Origin of the sequence: Streptomyces sp. NPDC001568, assembly GCF_042893755.1 — a bacterium.
Lineage (GTDB): Bacteria > Actinomycetota > Actinomycetes > Streptomycetales > Streptomycetaceae > Streptomyces.
Genome location: NZ_JBIAVF010000009.1, coordinates 282,799 through 300,093 on the forward strand (window position 1 = coordinate 282,799; position 17,295 = coordinate 300,093).

Genomic DNA, 17,295 nt, shown 5'->3' on the forward strand with positions numbered 1-17,295 from the left:
TCCCCCCAGGGACCGGCCTATGCGCGCCCCCTTGCGCGCCCCGGTCGCCGCTACGTGCGGCGGACGTCGTAGACGCCCGGGACGTCGCGCATGGCACGCATCAGGGCGGCCAGTCCCGTCGCGTCGGGCAGTTGGAGCGTGTACGAGTGGCGGACCCGCTGCTCGACGGGCGGTTCCACGGTCGCGGAGACCACCTCGACCCCTTCGCGGGCGATGGCCTCGGTCAGGTCGGCCAGCAGGTGCGGGCGGCCGAACGATTCGGCGAGGAGCGTGACCCGGCAGTCCGCGGTGGCCCGCCAGTGCACGGCGACGGCCGTCCGGCCCACGGACCGCATCTGGGCGACGGCCGGACAGTGGACGCGGTGCACGGTCACGGCCCCGCCCCGTACGAGGAACCCGGCGACGGCGTCCGGCGGTACGGGGGTGCAGCAGCCCGCGAGGCGCACGGTGGCGTCCGGCAGGTCGACGACGGCGTTGCCCCCGCCGCCGCGCGCCCCGACGACGGACAGCGGTGCGCGGGGGGCCGCTGCGGCGGGTCCGGCGCCGTCCGGGTGGGACTGGAGCCAGCTGCTGATGGCGATCCGGGCGGCGGGGGTCCTGGCGTGGTCCAGCCAGTCGGCGGCCGGCCCGGAGGAGGCGTCCTGGGCGAGCAGCAGTTGGACGGTGTCTCCGTCGGAGAGCGGGGAGGACAGCGAGGTGAGGCGCCCGTTGACCCGGGCGCCGATACAGCCGTGGGCCGCCTCCCCGTGCTGGGCGTAGGCGGCGTCGATGCAGGAGGCCCCGGCGGGCAGGCTCATCGTCCCGGAGGCGCTGCCGTCCTCGCGGTAGACGGTGATCTCGCGGTCCTGGGCGAGTTCGGCGCGCAGGACCGTCCAGAAGGTGTCCGGGTCGGGAGCGGACTGCTGCCAGTCGAGGAGCCGGGACAGCCAGCCGGGCCGCGTGGGGTCGACGCGTTCCTCGTCGCAGTCGGCGGGCTCGCCGGTGGCGTACGGATTGCCGAGGGCGACGACGCCGGCCTCGGCGACGCGGTGCATCTGCCGGGTGCGGACGATGACCTCGGCGACGTAGCCCTCGGGGACGGCGACGGCGGTGTGCAGCGACTGATAGAGGTTGAACTTGGGGACCGCGATGAAGTCCTTGAACTCCGATACGACGGGGGTGAAACAGGTGTGGAGCTCCCCCAACACGGCGTAGCAGTCGGCGTTCTCGCCGACGAGGACGAGGATGCGGCCGAAGTCGGAGCCGCGCAGTTCGCCGCGGGTGCGTGAGATCCGGTGGACCGATACGAAGTGCCTGGGGCGTACGAGTACTTCTGCGGTGACACCCGCCTCGCGCAGCACGGCGCGCACGGAGTCGGCGATGGCGGGGAGCGGGTCGGCCTCGCCGGCGTGGGCGGCGATGAGGGCGCGCGTGTGCTCGTACTCCTCGGGGTGCAGGATCGCGAAGACCAGGTCTTCCAGTTCGGTCTTCAGGGCCTGGACGCCGAGCCGTTCGGCGAGCGGGATGAGGACGTCGCGCGTCACCTTGGCGATGCGTTCCTGCTTCTCGGGGCGCATCACGCCGAGGGTGCGCATGTTGTGCAGCCGGTCGGCGAGTTTGATGGACATGACGCGGACGTCGTTGCCGGTGGCGACGAGCATCTTGCGGAAGGTCTCGGGTTCGGCGGCGGCGCCGTAGTCGATCTTCTCGACCTTGGTGACGCCGTCGACGATGAAGCAGACCTCGGCGCCGAACTCCTCGCGGACCTGATCGAGGGTCACGTCCGTGTCCTCGACGGTGTCGTGGAGGAGGGAGGCGGTCAGGGTCGTCGTCTCGGCGCCGAGTTCGGCGAGGATGAGGGTGACGGCGAGCGGATGTGTGATGTACGGCTCACCGCTCTTGCGCATCTGGCCGCGGTGGGAGGTCTCCGCGAGCAGGTAGGCGCGCCGCAGAATGGAGAGATCGGCGTCCGGATGGTGGGCACGGTGGGCTTCTGCTACGTGTCCGATCGCGTCCGGGAGCCGGTCGCGGGACGTGGGCCCGAGCAGGGCCGCCCGGCCGAGCCGCCGCAGATCGAGCCGCGTCCGGCCCCGTCTGCGCAGCTCAGGACGCACTTCGGCATGTGCTTCGGGGTTCGTGGCCTCTGCACTCATGGGCACCTCCGACGGCTTCGACCGGCGGTGGCGGGCATGGGGTGAGCCCTCAGGGCCGGTGCCTGATGTTACCGACCCCACCACGTGGCGCAGTCCACCTCTCGCTCAGCGTGAAACGGATCACCCATGAGAGGGAATCTTCAGGCGAAAGCCGTTTCGGTGAGCCAGGTGGGTTCGAACTCTCCGGAGGCGACGATGACGGCCGGTCCGGTCATGTCGATCCGCCCGTCGGGGTGCTCGGTGATGACCAGGGTGCCGCCGGGCAGGTCGACGGTGTAGGAGGCCGGGTCGCCGGTGACGGCCGGGTCGGCGCCGTCGCGCCGGATGGCGGCGACCGCGACGGCGCAGGCGCCGGTGCCGCAGGAGCGGGTCTCGCCGGAGCCCCGCTCGTGGACGCGCATGGCGACGTGGCGGGGGCCCCGGTCGACGACGAACTCGACGTTGACCCCGGTGGGGTAGGCGCTCGCCGGGCTGAACGGCGGGGCGTCGAGCAGGTTCCCGGCGTCGTCGAGGCTGTCGACGAAGGCCACGGCGTGCGGGTTGCCCATGTTCACGTTCCGCGCGGGCCAGGAGCGCTCGCCCACGGAGACGGTGACGTCGCCCTCGGGGAGCGCGGCGCGACCCATGGAGACGGTGACGTCGCCGGTCTTGGCGAGGTGGACCCGCTTGACGCCGCCGCGGGTGGCGACGGCGAAGTCGCCGGGTTCGATGTGGCCGGCGTGGTGGAGGTAGCGGGCGAAGACGCGCACGCCGTTGCCGCACATCTCGGCGACCGAGCCGTCGCTGTTGCGGTAGTCCATGAACCACTCGGCCTCTTCGGCCAGGTGGGCGGCCTCGGGGTGGGCCGCGGAGCGCACCACGTGGAGCACGCCGTCCGCCCCGATGCCGGCCCGTCGGTCGCACAGGGCGGCGACGGCGGACGCCGGCAGGTCGATGGCGTTGTCCGGGTCCGGGACGATCACGAAATCGTTCTCGGTGCCGTGACCCTTGAGGAAGGAGAGGGCGGTGTGCGTCACCAGGCCATCGTACCGAGGCGGGGTCCGGGGCGACGGGCGGGATCAGCGCGGCGTCAGCGCGGGTCGGGCGGGATCCAAGGGGGACGGCCTAGCGGAGCCGGGCCACCCGGTGGACGGCGAGGGCTACGACGGCCAGCGCGAGCAGCGCGTACAGCGCGGCCATCCGCCAGTCGGGGCGGCGGCCGCTGCCGCGTGGCGGCAGCCCGGGCCAGGAGTAGCCGACGCGACGGGCGGCCATCATGCCCCAGCCGCCGGCGCAGCAGCAGATGAGGAAGCCGAGCATGGCGACCACGGCTCCGCCGTCGCCGAACTCGAAGGCGAGCGGGAACGCGAACATCAGCGAACCGGAGGCGGCCAGGATCACGATGGGGGCGATCTGCCACAGGCGCAAGCGGCGCTGCGGGCGCAGCTCGACCTCGAACTCGGGGCCGGAGACGTCCTCCGCGCCGACCTCGGGGGTGTCGGGGCCGTCGGGGGTCAGCCGCGCGGGGTCGGCCGGCAGACCGAGCCCGTCAGGGGCGTCGGGTCCGCCCGACGCGTCCGGTCCGCCCGACGCGTCGGGTCCGGCGCCGCCGACGGTCCGTCCGGACCCGCCGTGAAGCATCGGGTCCGCTTCCCGCCCGGTGTCGTCCCGCCCGGTGTCACGAGGGCCGGCCTCCATCGCCACGCGCCCTCCCCACTCGGACTTCGTACGTCGCTGTTCAGAAGTTTGATGATGGCACGGTCCCGGGCCCCGGACGGGCGTGCGGGGCGTCCCGATGCCATCACGTGATCAGGCTGTGACCGCTCGTTCGACCAACGACTGCGCGAGTCCGGGGAGTTCTCCGCGATCCGCGACGGCCCCGCTGAGCCAGTGCACGCGGGGGTCCCGGCGGAACCAGGAGTCCTGGCGGCGGGCGAAGCGCTTGGTGGCCCGTACGGTCTCGGCACGGGCCTCGTCCTGCGTGCACTGCCCCGCGAGGGCGGCGAGCACCTGCTGGTAGCCCAGCGCGCGGGAGGCGGTGATGCCGTCGCGCAGGCCGCGGGCCTCCAGGGCGCGGACCTCGTCCACCAGGCCCGCCTCCCACATGCGGTCGACGCGCAGCGCGATCCGCTCGTCGAGTTCCGGGCGGGCCACGTCCACCCCGATCTGCACGGTGTCGTAGATCGAGTCGTGGCCGGGCAGGTTCGCGGTGAAGGGCTTGCCGGTGATCTCGATGACCTCCAGGGCCCGGACGATCCGGCGGCCGTTGCTGGGCAGGATGGCGTGGGCGGCGGCGGGGTCGAGCGCGGCGAGGCGGGCGTGCAGGGCTCCGGGGCCGCGCAGGGTGGCCTCCTCCTCCAGCCGGGCCCGGACCTCGGGGTCGGTGCCGGGGAACTCCATGGCGTCGAGGGCGCCGCGCACGTACAACCCGGAGCCGCCGACGAGGACCGGGGTGCGGCCCTCGGCGAGCAGTTTGTCGATCTCGGCGCGGGCGAGGCGCTGGTACTCGGCGACGCTGGCGGTCTCGGTGACGTCCCAGATGTCGAGGAGGTGGTGCGGGATGCCGCCGCGTTCCCCGGTCGTCAGCTTCGCGGTGCCGATGTCCATCCCCCGGTAGAGCTGCATGGAGTCGGCGTTGACGACTTCGCCGTCGAAATGACGGGCCAGGGCTACGCCCAGATCGGACTTTCCGGCCGCGGTGGGACCGACGACGGCGATGACCCGCGGGGCGGGGGCTGCTTTCCTCACCGACACAGTCTCGCAGCCCCCGGTCAAGACGCGGCCGTGTACCCGATCGAGCGACGTGACGGGGTCGCGACGGGGTCGTTGCCCTCAAGAGGTTCCGGCCCGGTGCATGCCTTGTGTGCACCGGGTGGAGGCCGCTGCGGCCGGGGCGGAACTTCACTCCCACGAGTAACGTTAGAGGAGCAGACATGGGCGTTTTCAGCCGGTTTTTTGGCCGTAAGGACGAGGTAGCGACCGAGACGGTCGCGGCCGAGGCCGACCCGGCGGGAACGCCGGCGGCTGAGACCGGACCGGCCGCACCGGCCGAGAAGGCCGAGACGGCGGCCGGGACCCCTGCGGCGGAAGCCGTGGAGATTCCGAAGCAGCAGTCGGCGGAGGCCGCCGCGGACAGCGAGGCCGGCGAGGGCGCCCGTACGTAACCGTTCCCACTGGAAGGTGACCCATGGGCCTGCTCGACAACCTCAAGGCCAAGCTCGCTCCGGCCAAGGACAAGGTCGGCGACCTCGCGCAGCAGCACGAGGGCAAGATCGGCGAGGGTCTGGACAAGGTGGCCAAGGCCGTCGACTCCAAGACCAAGGGCAAGTACAGCGGCCAGATCACGAGCGGTACGGGCAAGGCGAAGGACGCCCTGGGCAAGATCGCGCACAAGGACGACACCCCCGGCGGGCCCACGCCGCCGACGCCGCCTCCGGCGGCTTCCTGACGCGGTGCGCGAAGGGGCGCGGAACCGAACCGGTTCCGCGCCCCTTCGGCGTGTACGCCGGGGTCGTGCGCGGGGGTCGTGCGCCGGGATGCCGGCGGCGGCCTCAGGACCAGGTGGCGACGAAGTAGCCGACCCCGTACGGGGCGTCCTCGTAGAGCAGTCGGCCGTCCAGGTCGGCGGATTCGGCGGCGCCCGCGAGGACCTGCCAGGGCGCGCGCCCGGCGGCCTGGAGCTCGTGGGCGAGTTCCGCGTCGAGGGCGGCCAGGGCGGGGGCGTCGGCCGCGCCGAGGGCCTGCGCCGCGGCCGCGTCGAAGGCGGCGGCGCGGTCGTCGAGGTAGCCGGGGGCCTTCAGCGTCCGGCAGGCGCTGCCGTCGCCCATGACCAGCAGGGCGACGCGTACGTCCCGCGCGGCGAGGGCCCGTCCGGCCTCCAGGCAGAGTTCCGGTTCCAGCCGTCCGGCCACCCCGAGGCCCTCGACGGGGGCGGCGCCCCAGCGGGCCCGTTCCAGCAGCCAGGCGCCCACGGCCAGCGAGGGGGGCAGCAGGCGCGGCCCCTCGTCGCCCTCGCCGAGTTGGACGTCGCCCGGGACGCCGAAGCCGCGGAAGGTGCCGCGGGATCCCTGCGGATAGGGCCCGAGGTGGTCCTGGTCGGCGGAGCCGACGACGATCAGCAGGTCGGGCCGGGAGGCGGCGAGCACGGCCAACGCGTCCGAGCAGGCGGTACGGGCGGCGTCCAGTTCGGCGGCGGCCCCCGCGGCGACCTCCGGCACGAGGAGCGGCGGGGCGGGGCAGACGGCGGCGGCTACGAGCATGATCCGCAGCCTAGCCGCCCTCGGCGTCCGGTGGTCAGTCGATCGCGCAGCCCGACGTGGTGACGGGCAGCGGGGCCGGGACGCCCAGGGTGGGGATCCCGAGCATCACGCCCGCCGGCTGGGCCGGGGCCGCGTTCCGCTTCTCCCAGGCGTCGCCGGCGCGGGTGCGGCGCACGGTGCCGGTCGGGCCCTCGGCCAACAGGTGGTGCGGGGCCGCGTAGGTGATGTCGACCGTGACCACGTCACCCGGGCGGACCTCCTCGGCCGGCTTGGTGAAGTGGACGAGGCGGTTGTCGGGGGCGCGTCCGGACAGGCGGTGCGTGGCGCCGTCCTTGCGGCCCTCGCCCTCGGCGACCATGACCTCCAGGGTGCGGCCGACCTGCTTCTTGTTCTCCTCCCAGGAGATCTCCTCCTGGAGGGCGACCAGGCGCATGTAGCGCTCCTGGACGACTTCCTTGGGGATCTGGCCGTCCATGTCGGCCGCGGGGGTGCCGGGGCGCTTGGAGTACTGGAAGGTGAAGGCGTTCGCGAAGCGGGCCTCGCGGACGGTGTGCATCGTCTGCTGGAAGTCCTCCTCCGTCTCACCGGGGAAGCCCACGATGATGTCGGTGGAGATCGCGGCGTGCGGGATCGAGGCGCGGACCTTCTCGATGATGCCGAGGAAGCGCTCCTGGCGGTACGAGCGGCGCATCGCCTTGAGGATCGGGTCGGATCCGGACTGCAGGGGCATGTGCAGCTGCGGCATCACGTTCGGGGTCTCGGCCATGGCCGCGATCACGTCGTCGGTGAAGTCGCGCGGGTGCGGGGAGGTGAAGCGGACCCGCTCCAGGCCCTCGATCGCTCCGCAGGCGCGCAGCAGCTTGCTGAAGGCCTCGCGGTCGCCCAGGTCGGATCCGTAGGCGTTGACGTTCTGGCCGAGCAGGGTGATCTCGGAGACGCCCTCGGCGACCAGGGCCTCGACCTCGGCGAGGATGTCGCCGGGACGGCGGTCCTCCTCCTTGCCGCGCAGCGCCGGGACGATGCAGAAGGTGCAGGTGTTGTTGCAACCGACGGAGATCGAGACCCAGGCGGCGTACGCGGACTCGCGGCGGGTCGGGAGCGTGGACGGGAAGGCCTCCAGCGACTCGGCGATCTCGATCTGCGCCTCCTCCTGGATGCGGGCGCGCTCCAGGAGGACGGGCAGCTTGCCGATGTTGTGCGTGCCGAAGACGACGTCGACCCAAGGGGCCCGCTTGACGATCGTGTCGCGGTCCTTCTGCGCGAGGCAGCCGCCGACGGCGATCTGCATGCCGGGGCGCTTGGTCTTCATCGGGGCGAGCCGACCGAGGTTGCCGTACAGCTTGTTGTCGGCGTTCTCACGGACGGCGCAGGTGTTGAAGACGACCACGTCGGCGTCGCCGTCGCAGCCCTCGGGGGCGCGCGTGTAGCCCGCGCCCTCCAGCAGACCGGACAGTCGCTCGGAGTCGTGCACGTTCATCTGGCACCCGTAGGTGCGCACCTCGTACGTTTTCAAAACTGCAGCCTCGCCCTCGACACTCACCCCACCAGGGTACGGGTTGGTCCCGGGCCGCCGGTGCGGCAGCGGTCGACGGGCCCGTGCTCCGCGCGGGCGTGCCCGGTGGGGAGGCGGCCCGCCGTGACAGGACGGCGGGTGAGTGGCAGGATCGCCGGCATGCCCCTCCTCCCGACCACCGCCGGCCGGCGCCGCGCCCTTCGGGGCCTGGTGGCGGTGCTGGCCGTGCTCGGAGCGCTGCTGTGGTGGCTGCGTCCCTTCGGCGAACCGGAGCTGAAGGGGGACCTCACCTTCAGCTCGGGCGTCCGTACCGGCGTCTACCACCGCTACGGGCAGCTACTGGAGCAGGCCCTCGCGCAGGACATGCCGGGGATGCGGGTGGCGCTGGAGACGAGCGAGGGCTCGCAGCAGAACCTTCAGCGGGTGGCCGCCGGGCAGGCCGACTTCACGGTGGCGACGGCCGACGCGGTGTCCAAGTACCGGCTCGACGGCAAGCCGGGCGCGGACGGGCTGCGCGGCTGCGCGCGGCTCTACGACGACTACGTGCAGCTGGTGGTGCCCGCCGCCTCGCCGGTCCAATCGGCCCGTGACCTGCGGGGCAAGCGGGTCGCGATCGGTCAGGACGGCTCCGGGGTGCGGCTGATCTCGGAGCGTCTGCTGACCGCGGCCAAGCTGAACCCGAAGCGGGACATCACGCCGGTGGCCATAGGGATCGACACCATGCCGGCGGAGCTGGAGGCGGGCCGGATCGACGCCTTCTTCTGGTCGGGTGGACTCCCCACCAGCGCGGTGCGGGAGCTGTCGGAACGCTTCGAGATCCGGCTGGTGCAGCTCGGAGACCTGGTGGAGCAGCTTCAGGCGGGCGGCAGCCCGGCGCGCTACTACCGGGCGGCGGTGATGCCGCAGGACGCGTACGAGTTCGCCCGCAACACCTCCGCGGTGGCGACGGTGGCCGTCCCGAACCTGCTGGTGACCCGGGAGGACACCAGTCCGGAGCTGACGGAGCAGTTCACGCGGACGGTGATCAACAGCCGGGACCGGATCGGGCACGAGGTGCACGCGGCCCAGCTGGTCGACCTGCGCACGGCGATCTACACGGACCCGCTGGACCTGCACGAAGGGGCCCGCCGGTACTACCGGTCGGTCAAGCCGTAGTCCCGCGGCCGGCGTGGTCGATCCCGTCGACCGGGCCGTAGGGGGCCGCAGCCCTCCCGTAGGACCGGGCCGCAGCCCTCTGGTGGACCGGTCGATCCCGCGGGGCGGTCGTCAGGCGGCCGGCAGCAGCATCATCGCCGCGGCGGCCGCCCCGATCAGGCCCGCGTCGGTGCCCAGGCCGGCCGGGACGACCTCCAGGTCCTGAACGAAGCCGAGGGTCGCGTACGAGGCCAGGTGCCGGCGTACCGGCTCGAAGAGGGTGTCGCCCGCGGCGGCGACCCCGCCCCCGATGACAGCGATGTCGGTCTCGACGAGCGTGGCGGTGGCCGCGATGGCTGCGGCGAGCGCACGCCCGGCCCGGTCGAAGGCGGCCCGGGCGACGGCATCGCCGGACGCGGCGGAGGCGGCGACGCCGGCGGCCGTGGGGTCGGGTCCGGTCCAGCCCTGGGCGAGGGCCCAGCGCGCGATGGCGGTGCCCGAGGCCAGGGATTCGACGCAGCCGTGGCCGCCGCAGACGCACCGCTCCCCGTCGAAGGCGACGCTGATGTGGCCGATGTGGCCCGCGTTGCCGGTGGGGCCGGGGTGGAGCTGATTGTTCAGGATCAGGCCGCCCCCGACACCGGTCGAGACGACCATGCACAGGGCGTTCGCGTGCCCCCGGGCAGCGCCCAGCCAGTGTTCCGCCGCGGTCATGGCCACGCCGTCGCCCGCCAGGACGGTCGGGATCCGGGCGCCGCGGGCAGCGAGCTCGGCGCCGACCCGGGCCTGGACGGGGAAGTCGCGCCAAGCCCCGATGTTGACCGGGCTCACGGTGCCGCGCGTGGTGTCCACGGGGCCCGCGCTGCCGATGCCGCAGCGGACCACCTGCGGCCACAGCGGGGCGTCGGAGAGGTCGGCGATGACCTCGCCGACCGCCGCCATCACCGTGTCGGCGTCCGCACCGCGCGGGGTCGGGCGGCGGGTGGCCGCCGTCATCGTGCCGTCGGGGTGGACCAGCGCACCGGCGATCTTCGTTCCGCCGATGTCGATCGCCACGGTCGGACCGGCGGCCGCGGCGGCCGCGCGGGGCACGGGGAGGGCTGGGGTGGGAGTGGTCACGGTGGCGCTCCTGGAAGGGGTCGGATTTCAGTATGCGGCTGCCGGTGGGGCCGTACTCCCGCGGGGTTCCAGCCGGGGCAGCTCGCTCTCGCGGATGCGGGGGGCCGCTCCGGCGAGGAGGGCGAGGAGTTCCTCTGCGGCGAGTCGGCCGAATCCCGCGGTGTCGCGGACGAGCGCGGTCAGCCGGGGGTGGGTGACCCGGCACAGGGCGGAGTCGTCCCAGGCCACGATCGACAGCCCGCCGGGCACGGGGATGCCGAGCTCGGCGGCGACCGCGCTGCCCGCCACCGCCATGACGTCGTTGTCGTACACCAGCGCCGTCGGCGGCAGCGGGCGCGCGAGGAGTCGCCGGGTGGCGGCCGCGCCCTCGGTGTCGGAGTAGTCGGTGGTCACCGATTCCACCTGGTCCCCGGCGAGGCCGAGGCGCAGCGCCCCGGCACGCAGCGAGGCGATGCGGCGGGCGGTGTGGGCGAGCTCGGGCAGGCCCGCGACGTGGGCGATCCGACGGTGCCCGAGGGCGTGCAGGTGACCCAGTACGTCGGCCATGGCCCGGGCGTCGTCGGCCCGGACGGAGGAGAGGCAGGGCCTTGCGGTGTCGGGCTCGCCGGCGCCGCCGTCCTGATCGACGGGAACGGTCGCGGTTCCGCCGACGAGGACGGCGGGCAGGCCGAGGGAGGCGAGCAGCTCCGGGCGGGGGTCGCGCGCACGGGGGTCGACGACGAGGACGCCGTCCACGCGGCGCTCGGCCCACCAGCGGCGGTGGACGGCGCATTCGGCGTCGATGTCCTCGACGACCTGGAAGAGGAGGGCGGTGCGGCTCGCGGAGAGCACTTCCTGGATGCCGGAGACGAGTTGGAGGAAGAAGGACTCGACGCCGAGGGTGTGCGCGGGGCGGGCCAGCACCAGCCCGACGGCCCCGGAACGTTCGCCGGAGAGAGCGCGGGCCGCGCTGTTGGGCTGCCAACCGAGTTCTTCCGCGACCTGCCGGATCCGGGTGCGGGTGCCGTCGGACACCCCGGGCCGGTCGTTGAGCGCGAAGGAGACGGCGCTCTCGGACACCCCGGCCCGGCGGGCGATGTCCTTGATGGTGGGTCTGCGGGCCATGCCTGCCTCATCCCTCGGTGACGTGGACTGCGTGGGGCGGACCGTACGCGATCCGGCCCCGGGCGGGCCCCACCTCCCGCGGTCCCCCACGGCCGCGGACCGCTCGAAAATCGACCTGTTCGCCCCTCGCCCTTTCCTCCGTTCATCCGGATCCAGCCTCACGACTAAACCGCATTAGTCCCGCCCTCATCAACCGTGCACAGCCCTTACGGCAAAGGCGCTGAAGCGCATAAGTCGCGGCGCGGTGGCGGCCGAAAATCCGCGACTCGACACCCTGTTGACTTTCTCCGCCGGCGCACGGCAGGTTGGGGCGTCCGGTGAATTCCCCGAACTCCGGGACGCTTCATGCCGCATGCCCCGCGCACCCTGCGCTTCGGCGCGAATTACACCCCGACCCGGGGATGGTTCCACCATTGGCTGGACTTCGATCTCGACGAGGTCCGCGCCGATCTCGACTCGGTGGCCGCGCTCGGCCTGGACCACGTCCGGGTGTTCCCGCTGTGGCCGCTGTTCCAGCCGAACCGCACCCTGATCCGGCCGCGCGCCGTCGAGCAACTGGTCGCGCTCGCGGACGCCGCGGCGGCTCGCGGGCTCGACGTCGCCGTGGACGGGTTGCAGGGGCACCTGTCGAGCTTCGACTTCCTGCCCTCCTGGACGGCGACCTGGCACCGGCGCGGCATCTTCGACGACCCGGACGTGATCGCCGGGCAGGCGGAATACCTGCGCACGTTGGCCGCCGCCCTGGCCGACCGCCCCCACTTCCTCGGCATGACGGTCGGCAACGAGATCAACCAGTTCGCCGACGATCCGCACCCCGACCCCGACCGCATCACCCCCGACCAGGCGCGGCGCTGGCTGGAGCGCATGTTGGCCGCCTGCGAGGAGGGCGCTCCGGGCCGTTTCCACCTGCACGCCGAGTACGACGCCGTCTGGTACCGGGACGGGCACCCCTTCACCCCCGCGCAGGCGGCGCGGCTGGGCGCGGCCACCGCCGTGCACTCCTGGGTGTTCAACGGCACCGCGCAGCGCCACGGCCCCACCGGGGCGGCGACCGAGCACCACGCCGCCTACCTGATCGAGCTGTCCAAGGCCTGGGCCTCGGATCCGCACCGCCCGGTGTGGCTCCAGGAGGTCGGGGCGCCCGCACCGCTGATCGGGCCGAAGGACGCCGCCCGGTTCGCCGAGGCCACCGTGACGAACGCGTTGGACTGCCCGGACCTGTGGGGGGTGACCTGGTGGTGCTCGCACGACGTGTCCCGGGAGCTCGCGGACTTCCCCGAGTTGGAGTACGGCCTCGGCCTGCTCACCAACGACCGACGAACCAAGCCCGTGGGCGCCGCCGTCGCCCGCGTCGCCCGGGAGTGGCGGGGCCGTACGCACCACCCCGCGCCCCGGTCCACCGCCCTCGCCCTGGACGCGGACCCGGTGGCGCGGGCCCGGGCGTGCGCCCCGGGCGGCGCGTTCTTCGAGGCCTGGGCCTCGCTGACGGCTCACGGGGCGCGCCCCGCGGTGGTCCTGTCGGAGCACGCCGCGGATCCGGCGCACCTGTCCGCACGCGGCATCACCGAGGTGCTGCGGGTCGGCGAAGTGACCTGACCCCGCACCACCCTCCGCCGCCCCGCACCACCCCCGCCCGCCCCACCCGCTCCGCCCCGCGTGAGGAGATCCGCATGTCCGCGACCGACCCGGGCGCAGTCCCCCGCACGGCCCCGGCCGACGTCGACGGCCCGCCGGCGCCACCCGCCGACGCCGACCCGGGGCCGACCCGGCGTACGGTGCTGGCCGCCGGGGCCGCCGGAGTCGCCGGGGCCGTTCCGCTGGCGGTCGGGGCCCTCACCCCGGCGCGGGCGGCCGTTCCCGTTCCCGACCCCGAACCCGCCCTCGCCCCGTACGCCTCCTACTGGTTCCCCGACTCGCTCCCGCCGGGCGAGCCGGGGCCCGGGATCAGGTGGCGCTCCTTGAGGGCGTGGAGCCCGGAGGCGGACACCGACCTGGCCCACAACGCTGCGACCGTCCCGCTCGCCCCGCGCTTCACCCCCGTTCCCCCGCACCCGGGCGCCCGGGCGGGGCAGGCCCGGATCGCCTCGCTCGTCTCGTTCGGGCCGACCGCGGGGAACCCGTCCCAGGGCTCGGCGACGGCCGACTCGTACGCGCTCACGCACTGGGCGTACATCGACGAGCTGGTCTTCTGGGGCGGTTCCGCCGGCGAGGGCATCGTGCTCGCGCCGAACGCCCCGGTGACGGACGCCGCCCACCGCAACGGCGTCCGGGTCCTGGGCAACGTGTTCCTGCCGCCCGTCCCCTACGGCGGTGACCTGCGGTGGACGCGCGAGCTGGTGCGGCGCGACGCCCTCGGCCGCTTCCCCGTGGCGGAGCAACTCGTCCGGGTCGCCCGGGCCCACGGCTTCGACGGCTGGTTCGTCAACGCCGAGACCGACGGCGGGGACAGCGCGCTGGCGTCCCGGATGCGGGAGTTCCTGCGCGCGTTGCGGGCCGCGGGCGAACCGCACGGCCTGCGCATCACCTGGTACGACGCCATGAACACCACCGGCCGGGTCGGCTGGCAGGGCGCGCTGAACGCCCTCAACCAGGAGTTCTTCGAGGATCGGACCGGGAAGGTCGCGGACACCCTGTTCGTGGACTTCCGCTGGACCGAACCGACGCTCGCGTCCTCCGGCGCCCTCGCCGACCGGCTGGGCCGTTCCCGCCACGACCTGTGGGCGGCGGTGGACGTCGAGTCCAACGGTCGTCACTCCGCCGTGCGTTGGGACGCGATCGTGCCGCGCGATCGCGACCACGTCGTCAGCTACGGCTTCTACCGGCCCGAGTGGACCCGCAACCACCTCACCGACCGCTCCCCCGGCGCGTTCCACCTCTCCGACGACCTGTTCTGGACCGGCGAGTCCCTCGATCCGTCGAGGCCGGCACCCGAATCGCGCTGGCGGGCGCCGGCCACGGTCGTCGCCGACCGTTCCACCGTGACCGGGCTGCCCTTCGCCTGCTCGTTCAACACCGGCCACGGACTGCGCTGGTACGAGGACGGCGAGGTCGGCGGCGACGCGCCCTGGAACCACCTCGCCCTCCAGGACCGGCTTCCGGGCCGCCGCTGGGTGGTGGACACGACCGGCCGACGGCCTTCCGTCACGCTCGACTTCGCCGACGCCTGGCGCGGCGGTTCCAGCCTCCTCGTGTCGGGCCGACCCGGCGCCCCGGTCGCCGTCGGCCTGCACGCCACCCGGCTCCCGCTGACCCGCACCACCGTCGCGGAGCTGGTGCACCGTACGGAGGCCGGCCCGGTCGGCGTCGAGTTCGGGGTGGCCACCCGCGAGCCGGCCGCGCCCGGCGACCCGATCCCGTACACGTGGCTGCGCGCGGCGGGCCCGAGCGGCGGCCGGGGCTGGCGCACCACCCGCGTCCCCCTCGCGACGCGGGCCGGGGGGACCGCCTACGCCCTCGCGGTACGGATCACCGGACGCGGGAACGAGCCCGTGTCCTGGCGGCTCGGGGCCCTGTCGGTACGCGACACCGCCCTTCCCCGGCACCCGGCCCCACCCACCCACCTGGAGCCGGCCGCCACGGCCCGCCGGGGGGACACCGCCGAGCTCCGCCTCACCTGGCACCGGGCGGCCGGGCCCGTCCGGCACTACGAGCTCCACCGCCTGCTCCCCGACGGCACCCGCCACTTCCTCGGCGGCACCTGCGCCGCCGCCCTGTACGTCCCCTCCGTCCCCCGGGCGGGCCGGGAGCGGGCGGCGCTCTTCGAGCTGCGGTCGGTCGGGGAGACGTACGAGACGTCCACGCCGGCCCGCACGGAACTGCCCTGGTAGGCGGCCCCGGGCGTCAGGGGTTGTGCGGGTCGGTGCGCGGGACGGCGACCGTCACGCGCAGCCCGTGCGGCGGGTTCGTCTCGTAGGAGAGGGAGCCGCCGCCACCGGCGAGCAGGGCCCGGGAGATGGACAGGCCGAGGCCGGAGCCCTTGACGTTCTGGTGCCGGCCGCTGCGCCAGAAGCGGTCACCGACCCGCAGCAGTTCCTCCTCGGTGAGGCCGGGCCCCCGGTCGGCGACGACGACGAGCGCGCTGCGCCCGGCCGCGGACACGGACACCTCGACCTCCTCTCCCTCGGGGGTGAACTTCAGGGCGTTGTCGATCACGGCGTCGAGCGCGCTGGACAGGGCGATCGGGTCGGCCCAGCCGGTGACGGCGGAGCGGCCCGTCTCGGTGAGCCGTACGCCCTTCTCCTCGGCGTACGGCCGCCAGGAGGCGACCCGCTCCGCGGTCAGCGCCCCGATGTCGGTGAGACTGATCTCGGCGGAGGCGTGTTCGGCCAGCGCGAGGTCGAGGAGGTCGTCGAGGACCTGGGTGAGGCGTTTGCCCTCGGTCCGCACGGAGGCGATCTCCTCGTTGCCCTCGGGCAGTTCGAGGGCGAGCAGCTCGATGCGCAGGAGCAGCGCGGCGAGGGGGTTGCGCAGCTGGTGGGAGGCGTCGGCGACGAACGCCCGCTGCTGTTCCAGGACCTCTTCCACGTTGTCGGCCATCTCGTTGAACGAGCGGGCGAGGCGCTGGAGTTCCGGGGGGCCGCCGGAGGCCGCGACGCGGGAGTTCATGCGGCCGGTCGCGATGCCGTGGGCGGCCGCGTCCAGTGTCTGCACGGGCTTGAGGACCCAGCTGGTGAGCCGCAGGGCGGCGCCGAACGCCAGCAGCATGGCGGCGGCGAGTCCGGCCGTGATGTACAGCCAGCCCCGCAGGATCCGGGCGCGCATCCGGTCGGTGGGCGATTCGGTGACGACGACGGCGACCACGTCCCCGTCGAGGACGACCGGGGAGGCGACGAGCAGTTTGCCGTGGGTCTGCCAGGGCCACACCTGGCCCGGGTCGTGGCTGCGCCGCCCGGCGAGCGCCTCGTCGAAGGCCCGACGGCCTTCACCGACGTCCGGGAGCTGCCACCAACCGGGCGCCCTGACCAGGGCGTTGCCGTCGCGGTAGAAGATGCCGACGCGGATGCCGTACAGCTCCTGGTAGCGGGCGAGTTCCTGCTGGAGGGTCTCCTGGCGCTCGTCGGCCCCGGTGGAGCCGGAGCCCTCGGCGTCGATGACGAACTGGGCGAGCGCGGCGAAGCGGGCGCTGTCGTCGATCCGGTCGACGACGACGTCCTGCTGTTGCCGGGCCGCCAGGCTCACGGCGAGCGGGAACCCGAGGGCGATCAGGACGCCCGCCATGAGGACGACGAGGAGCGGCAGCAGCCGGGCGCGCACGGCAGGGGCCCGCTAGGGCGCGGCCGGGGTGACGAGCCGGTAGCCCACCCCGCGGACGGTCTCGATGAGCGCGGGCAGGCCCAGCTTGGAGCGCAGCGAGGCCACGTGCACCTCGAGGGTGCGCCCGGTGCCCTCCCAGCTGGTGCGCCAGACCTCGCTGATGATCTGCTCGCGCCGGAAGACGACCCCGGGCCGCTGCGCGAGCAGGGCCAGCAGGTCGAACTCCTTGCGGGTGAGCGGTACGTCGGAGCCGTTCACGCTGACCCGGCGGGTGGGCAGCTCGATGGAGACGGGGCCGAGCCGGACCGGGGCGGAGGAGCCCGTGCCGCCGATGGCGGTTTCCTCGGAGGCGCCGGTGCGCCGGGCGACGGCGTGGATGCGGGCGAGCAGCTCGCCGGTGTCGTACGGCTTGGTGACGTAGTCGTCGGCGCCCATGTTCAGGCCGTGGATGCGGGAGCGGACGTCGGCCCGCGCGGTCACCATGATCACGGGCGTGCTGGTGCGCTTGCGGATCTTGCCGCAGACCTCGTAGCCGTCCTGGTCGGGCAGGCCGAGGTCGAGCAGGATCACCCCGTAGGGAGAGGCGCCGGGCGGGGACCCGGCCGGCAGCAGCGCCTGGAGGGCCTCCTCGCCGCTGCGGGCGTGGGTCACCCGGAAACCGTGCCGGGCGAGGATCGCGGACAGGGCGGCGGCGACGTGGTCGTCGTCCTCTACGAGCAGCAGCCTCATGACATCCCCCTTTCCTGTTCACGGCGTCCGGACGAAGAATGGCCCAACACGGGCCACCATGCATCCACGCCCA

15 protein-coding genes are annotated in these 17,295 nt (G+C 73.9%); 5 read left to right on the forward strand and 10 right to left on the reverse strand.

Features of this window, described 5'->3' with window-relative positions; genetic code table 11:
* Window positions 1-50: 50 nt before the first annotated feature.
* From ACFY0I_RS18925 to miaA, 4 genes are all read right to left on the reverse strand, one after another.
* Window positions 51-2,132: a RelA/SpoT family protein gene (locus tag ACFY0I_RS18925; RefSeq protein ID WP_388896771.1), complete on the reverse strand. Its 2,082-nt coding sequence runs from the start codon at window positions 2,130-2,132 to the stop codon at window positions 51-53.
* 140 nt (window positions 2,133-2,272) lie between these two features.
* Window positions 2,273-3,148, reverse strand: a complete 876-nt coding sequence (gene dapF / locus ACFY0I_RS18930; RefSeq protein WP_388896773.1) for a diaminopimelate epimerase — start codon at window positions 3,146-3,148, stop codon at window positions 2,273-2,275.
* Between the two features lie 88 nt (window positions 3,149-3,236).
* A complete protein-coding gene (locus ACFY0I_RS18935) occupies window positions 3,237-3,809 on the reverse strand; it encodes a hypothetical protein (RefSeq protein WP_388896897.1) in 573 nt (190 codons plus the stop codon).
* Window positions 3,810-3,920: 111 nt separating this feature from the next.
* The gene (gene miaA / locus ACFY0I_RS18940) at window positions 3,921-4,859 is read right to left on the reverse strand and encodes a tRNA (adenosine(37)-N6)-dimethylallyltransferase MiaA (protein WP_388896775.1); all 939 of its coding nucleotides are present in this window, start codon (window positions 4,857-4,859) and stop codon (window positions 3,921-3,923) included.
* A 185-nt stretch (window positions 4,860-5,044) separates the two neighbouring features.
* Here miaA and ACFY0I_RS18945 point away from each other — a divergent pair, with 185 nt between their 5' ends.
* Both ACFY0I_RS18945 and ACFY0I_RS18950 read left to right on the forward strand, forming a co-directional pair.
* Entirely contained in the window at window positions 5,045-5,275 is a 231-nt protein-coding gene (locus tag ACFY0I_RS18945) for a hypothetical protein (protein WP_388896777.1), read from the forward strand.
* A 23-nt stretch (window positions 5,276-5,298) separates the two neighbouring features.
* On the forward strand, window positions 5,299-5,559 hold the full coding sequence (locus ACFY0I_RS18950) for an antitoxin (protein WP_388896779.1): 261 nt from the start codon (window positions 5,299-5,301) through the stop codon (window positions 5,557-5,559).
* A 103-nt stretch (window positions 5,560-5,662) separates the two neighbouring features.
* Here the strand turns inward: ACFY0I_RS18950 and ACFY0I_RS18955 are convergent, their stop codons facing one another.
* Both ACFY0I_RS18955 and miaB read right to left on the reverse strand, forming a co-directional pair.
* Complete coding sequence (locus ACFY0I_RS18955) at window positions 5,663-6,370, reverse strand: hypothetical protein (RefSeq protein ID WP_388896781.1); 708 nt, start codon at window positions 6,368-6,370, stop codon at window positions 5,663-5,665.
* Window positions 6,371-6,404: 34 nt separating this feature from the next.
* Entirely contained in the window at window positions 6,405-7,883 is a 1,479-nt protein-coding gene (gene miaB / locus ACFY0I_RS18960) for a tRNA (N6-isopentenyl adenosine(37)-C2)-methylthiotransferase MiaB (RefSeq protein WP_388896783.1), read from the reverse strand.
* 159 nt (window positions 7,884-8,042) lie between these two features.
* Between miaB and ACFY0I_RS18965 the strand changes: the two genes are divergently transcribed.
* Window positions 8,043-9,038, forward strand: coding sequence for a TAXI family TRAP transporter solute-binding subunit (locus ACFY0I_RS18965; RefSeq protein ID WP_388896785.1), 996 nt, complete (start codon window positions 8,043-8,045; stop codon window positions 9,036-9,038).
* Between the two features lie 111 nt (window positions 9,039-9,149).
* On the opposite strand, the gene ACFY0I_RS18970 is transcribed toward ACFY0I_RS18965, so the two are convergent.
* The gene (locus ACFY0I_RS18970) at window positions 9,150-10,073 is read right to left on the reverse strand and encodes an ROK family protein (protein ID WP_388896899.1); all 924 of its coding nucleotides are present in this window, start codon (window positions 10,071-10,073) and stop codon (window positions 9,150-9,152) included.
* Between the two features lie 90 nt (window positions 10,074-10,163).
* On the reverse strand, window positions 10,164-11,240 hold the full coding sequence (locus ACFY0I_RS18975; RefSeq protein ID WP_388896787.1) for a LacI family DNA-binding transcriptional regulator: 1,077 nt from the start codon (window positions 11,238-11,240) through the stop codon (window positions 10,164-10,166).
* A gap of 345 nt (window positions 11,241-11,585) precedes the next feature.
* On the opposite strand from ACFY0I_RS18975, the gene ACFY0I_RS18980 reads away from it, so the two are divergent.
* A complete protein-coding gene (locus ACFY0I_RS18980; protein ID WP_388896789.1) occupies window positions 11,586-12,836 on the forward strand; it encodes a glycosyl hydrolase in 1,251 nt (416 codons plus the stop codon).
* 74 nt (window positions 12,837-12,910) lie between these two features.
* Window positions 12,911-15,067, forward strand: coding sequence for an endo-beta-N-acetylglucosaminidase (locus ACFY0I_RS18985; RefSeq protein WP_388896791.1), 2,157 nt, complete (start codon window positions 12,911-12,913; stop codon window positions 15,065-15,067).
* A gap of 13 nt (window positions 15,068-15,080) precedes the next feature.
* On the opposite strand, the gene ACFY0I_RS18990 is transcribed toward ACFY0I_RS18985, so the two are convergent.
* Both ACFY0I_RS18990 and ACFY0I_RS18995 read right to left on the reverse strand, forming a co-directional pair.
* Window positions 15,081-16,493, reverse strand: coding sequence for an ATP-binding protein (locus ACFY0I_RS18990; RefSeq protein ID WP_388896793.1), 1,413 nt, complete (start codon window positions 16,491-16,493; stop codon window positions 15,081-15,083).
* Window positions 16,494-16,505: 12 nt separating this feature from the next.
* Complete coding sequence (locus ACFY0I_RS18995; protein ID WP_388896795.1) at window positions 16,506-17,222, reverse strand: response regulator transcription factor; 717 nt, start codon at window positions 17,220-17,222, stop codon at window positions 16,506-16,508.
* Window positions 17,223-17,295 lie beyond the last annotated feature (73 nt).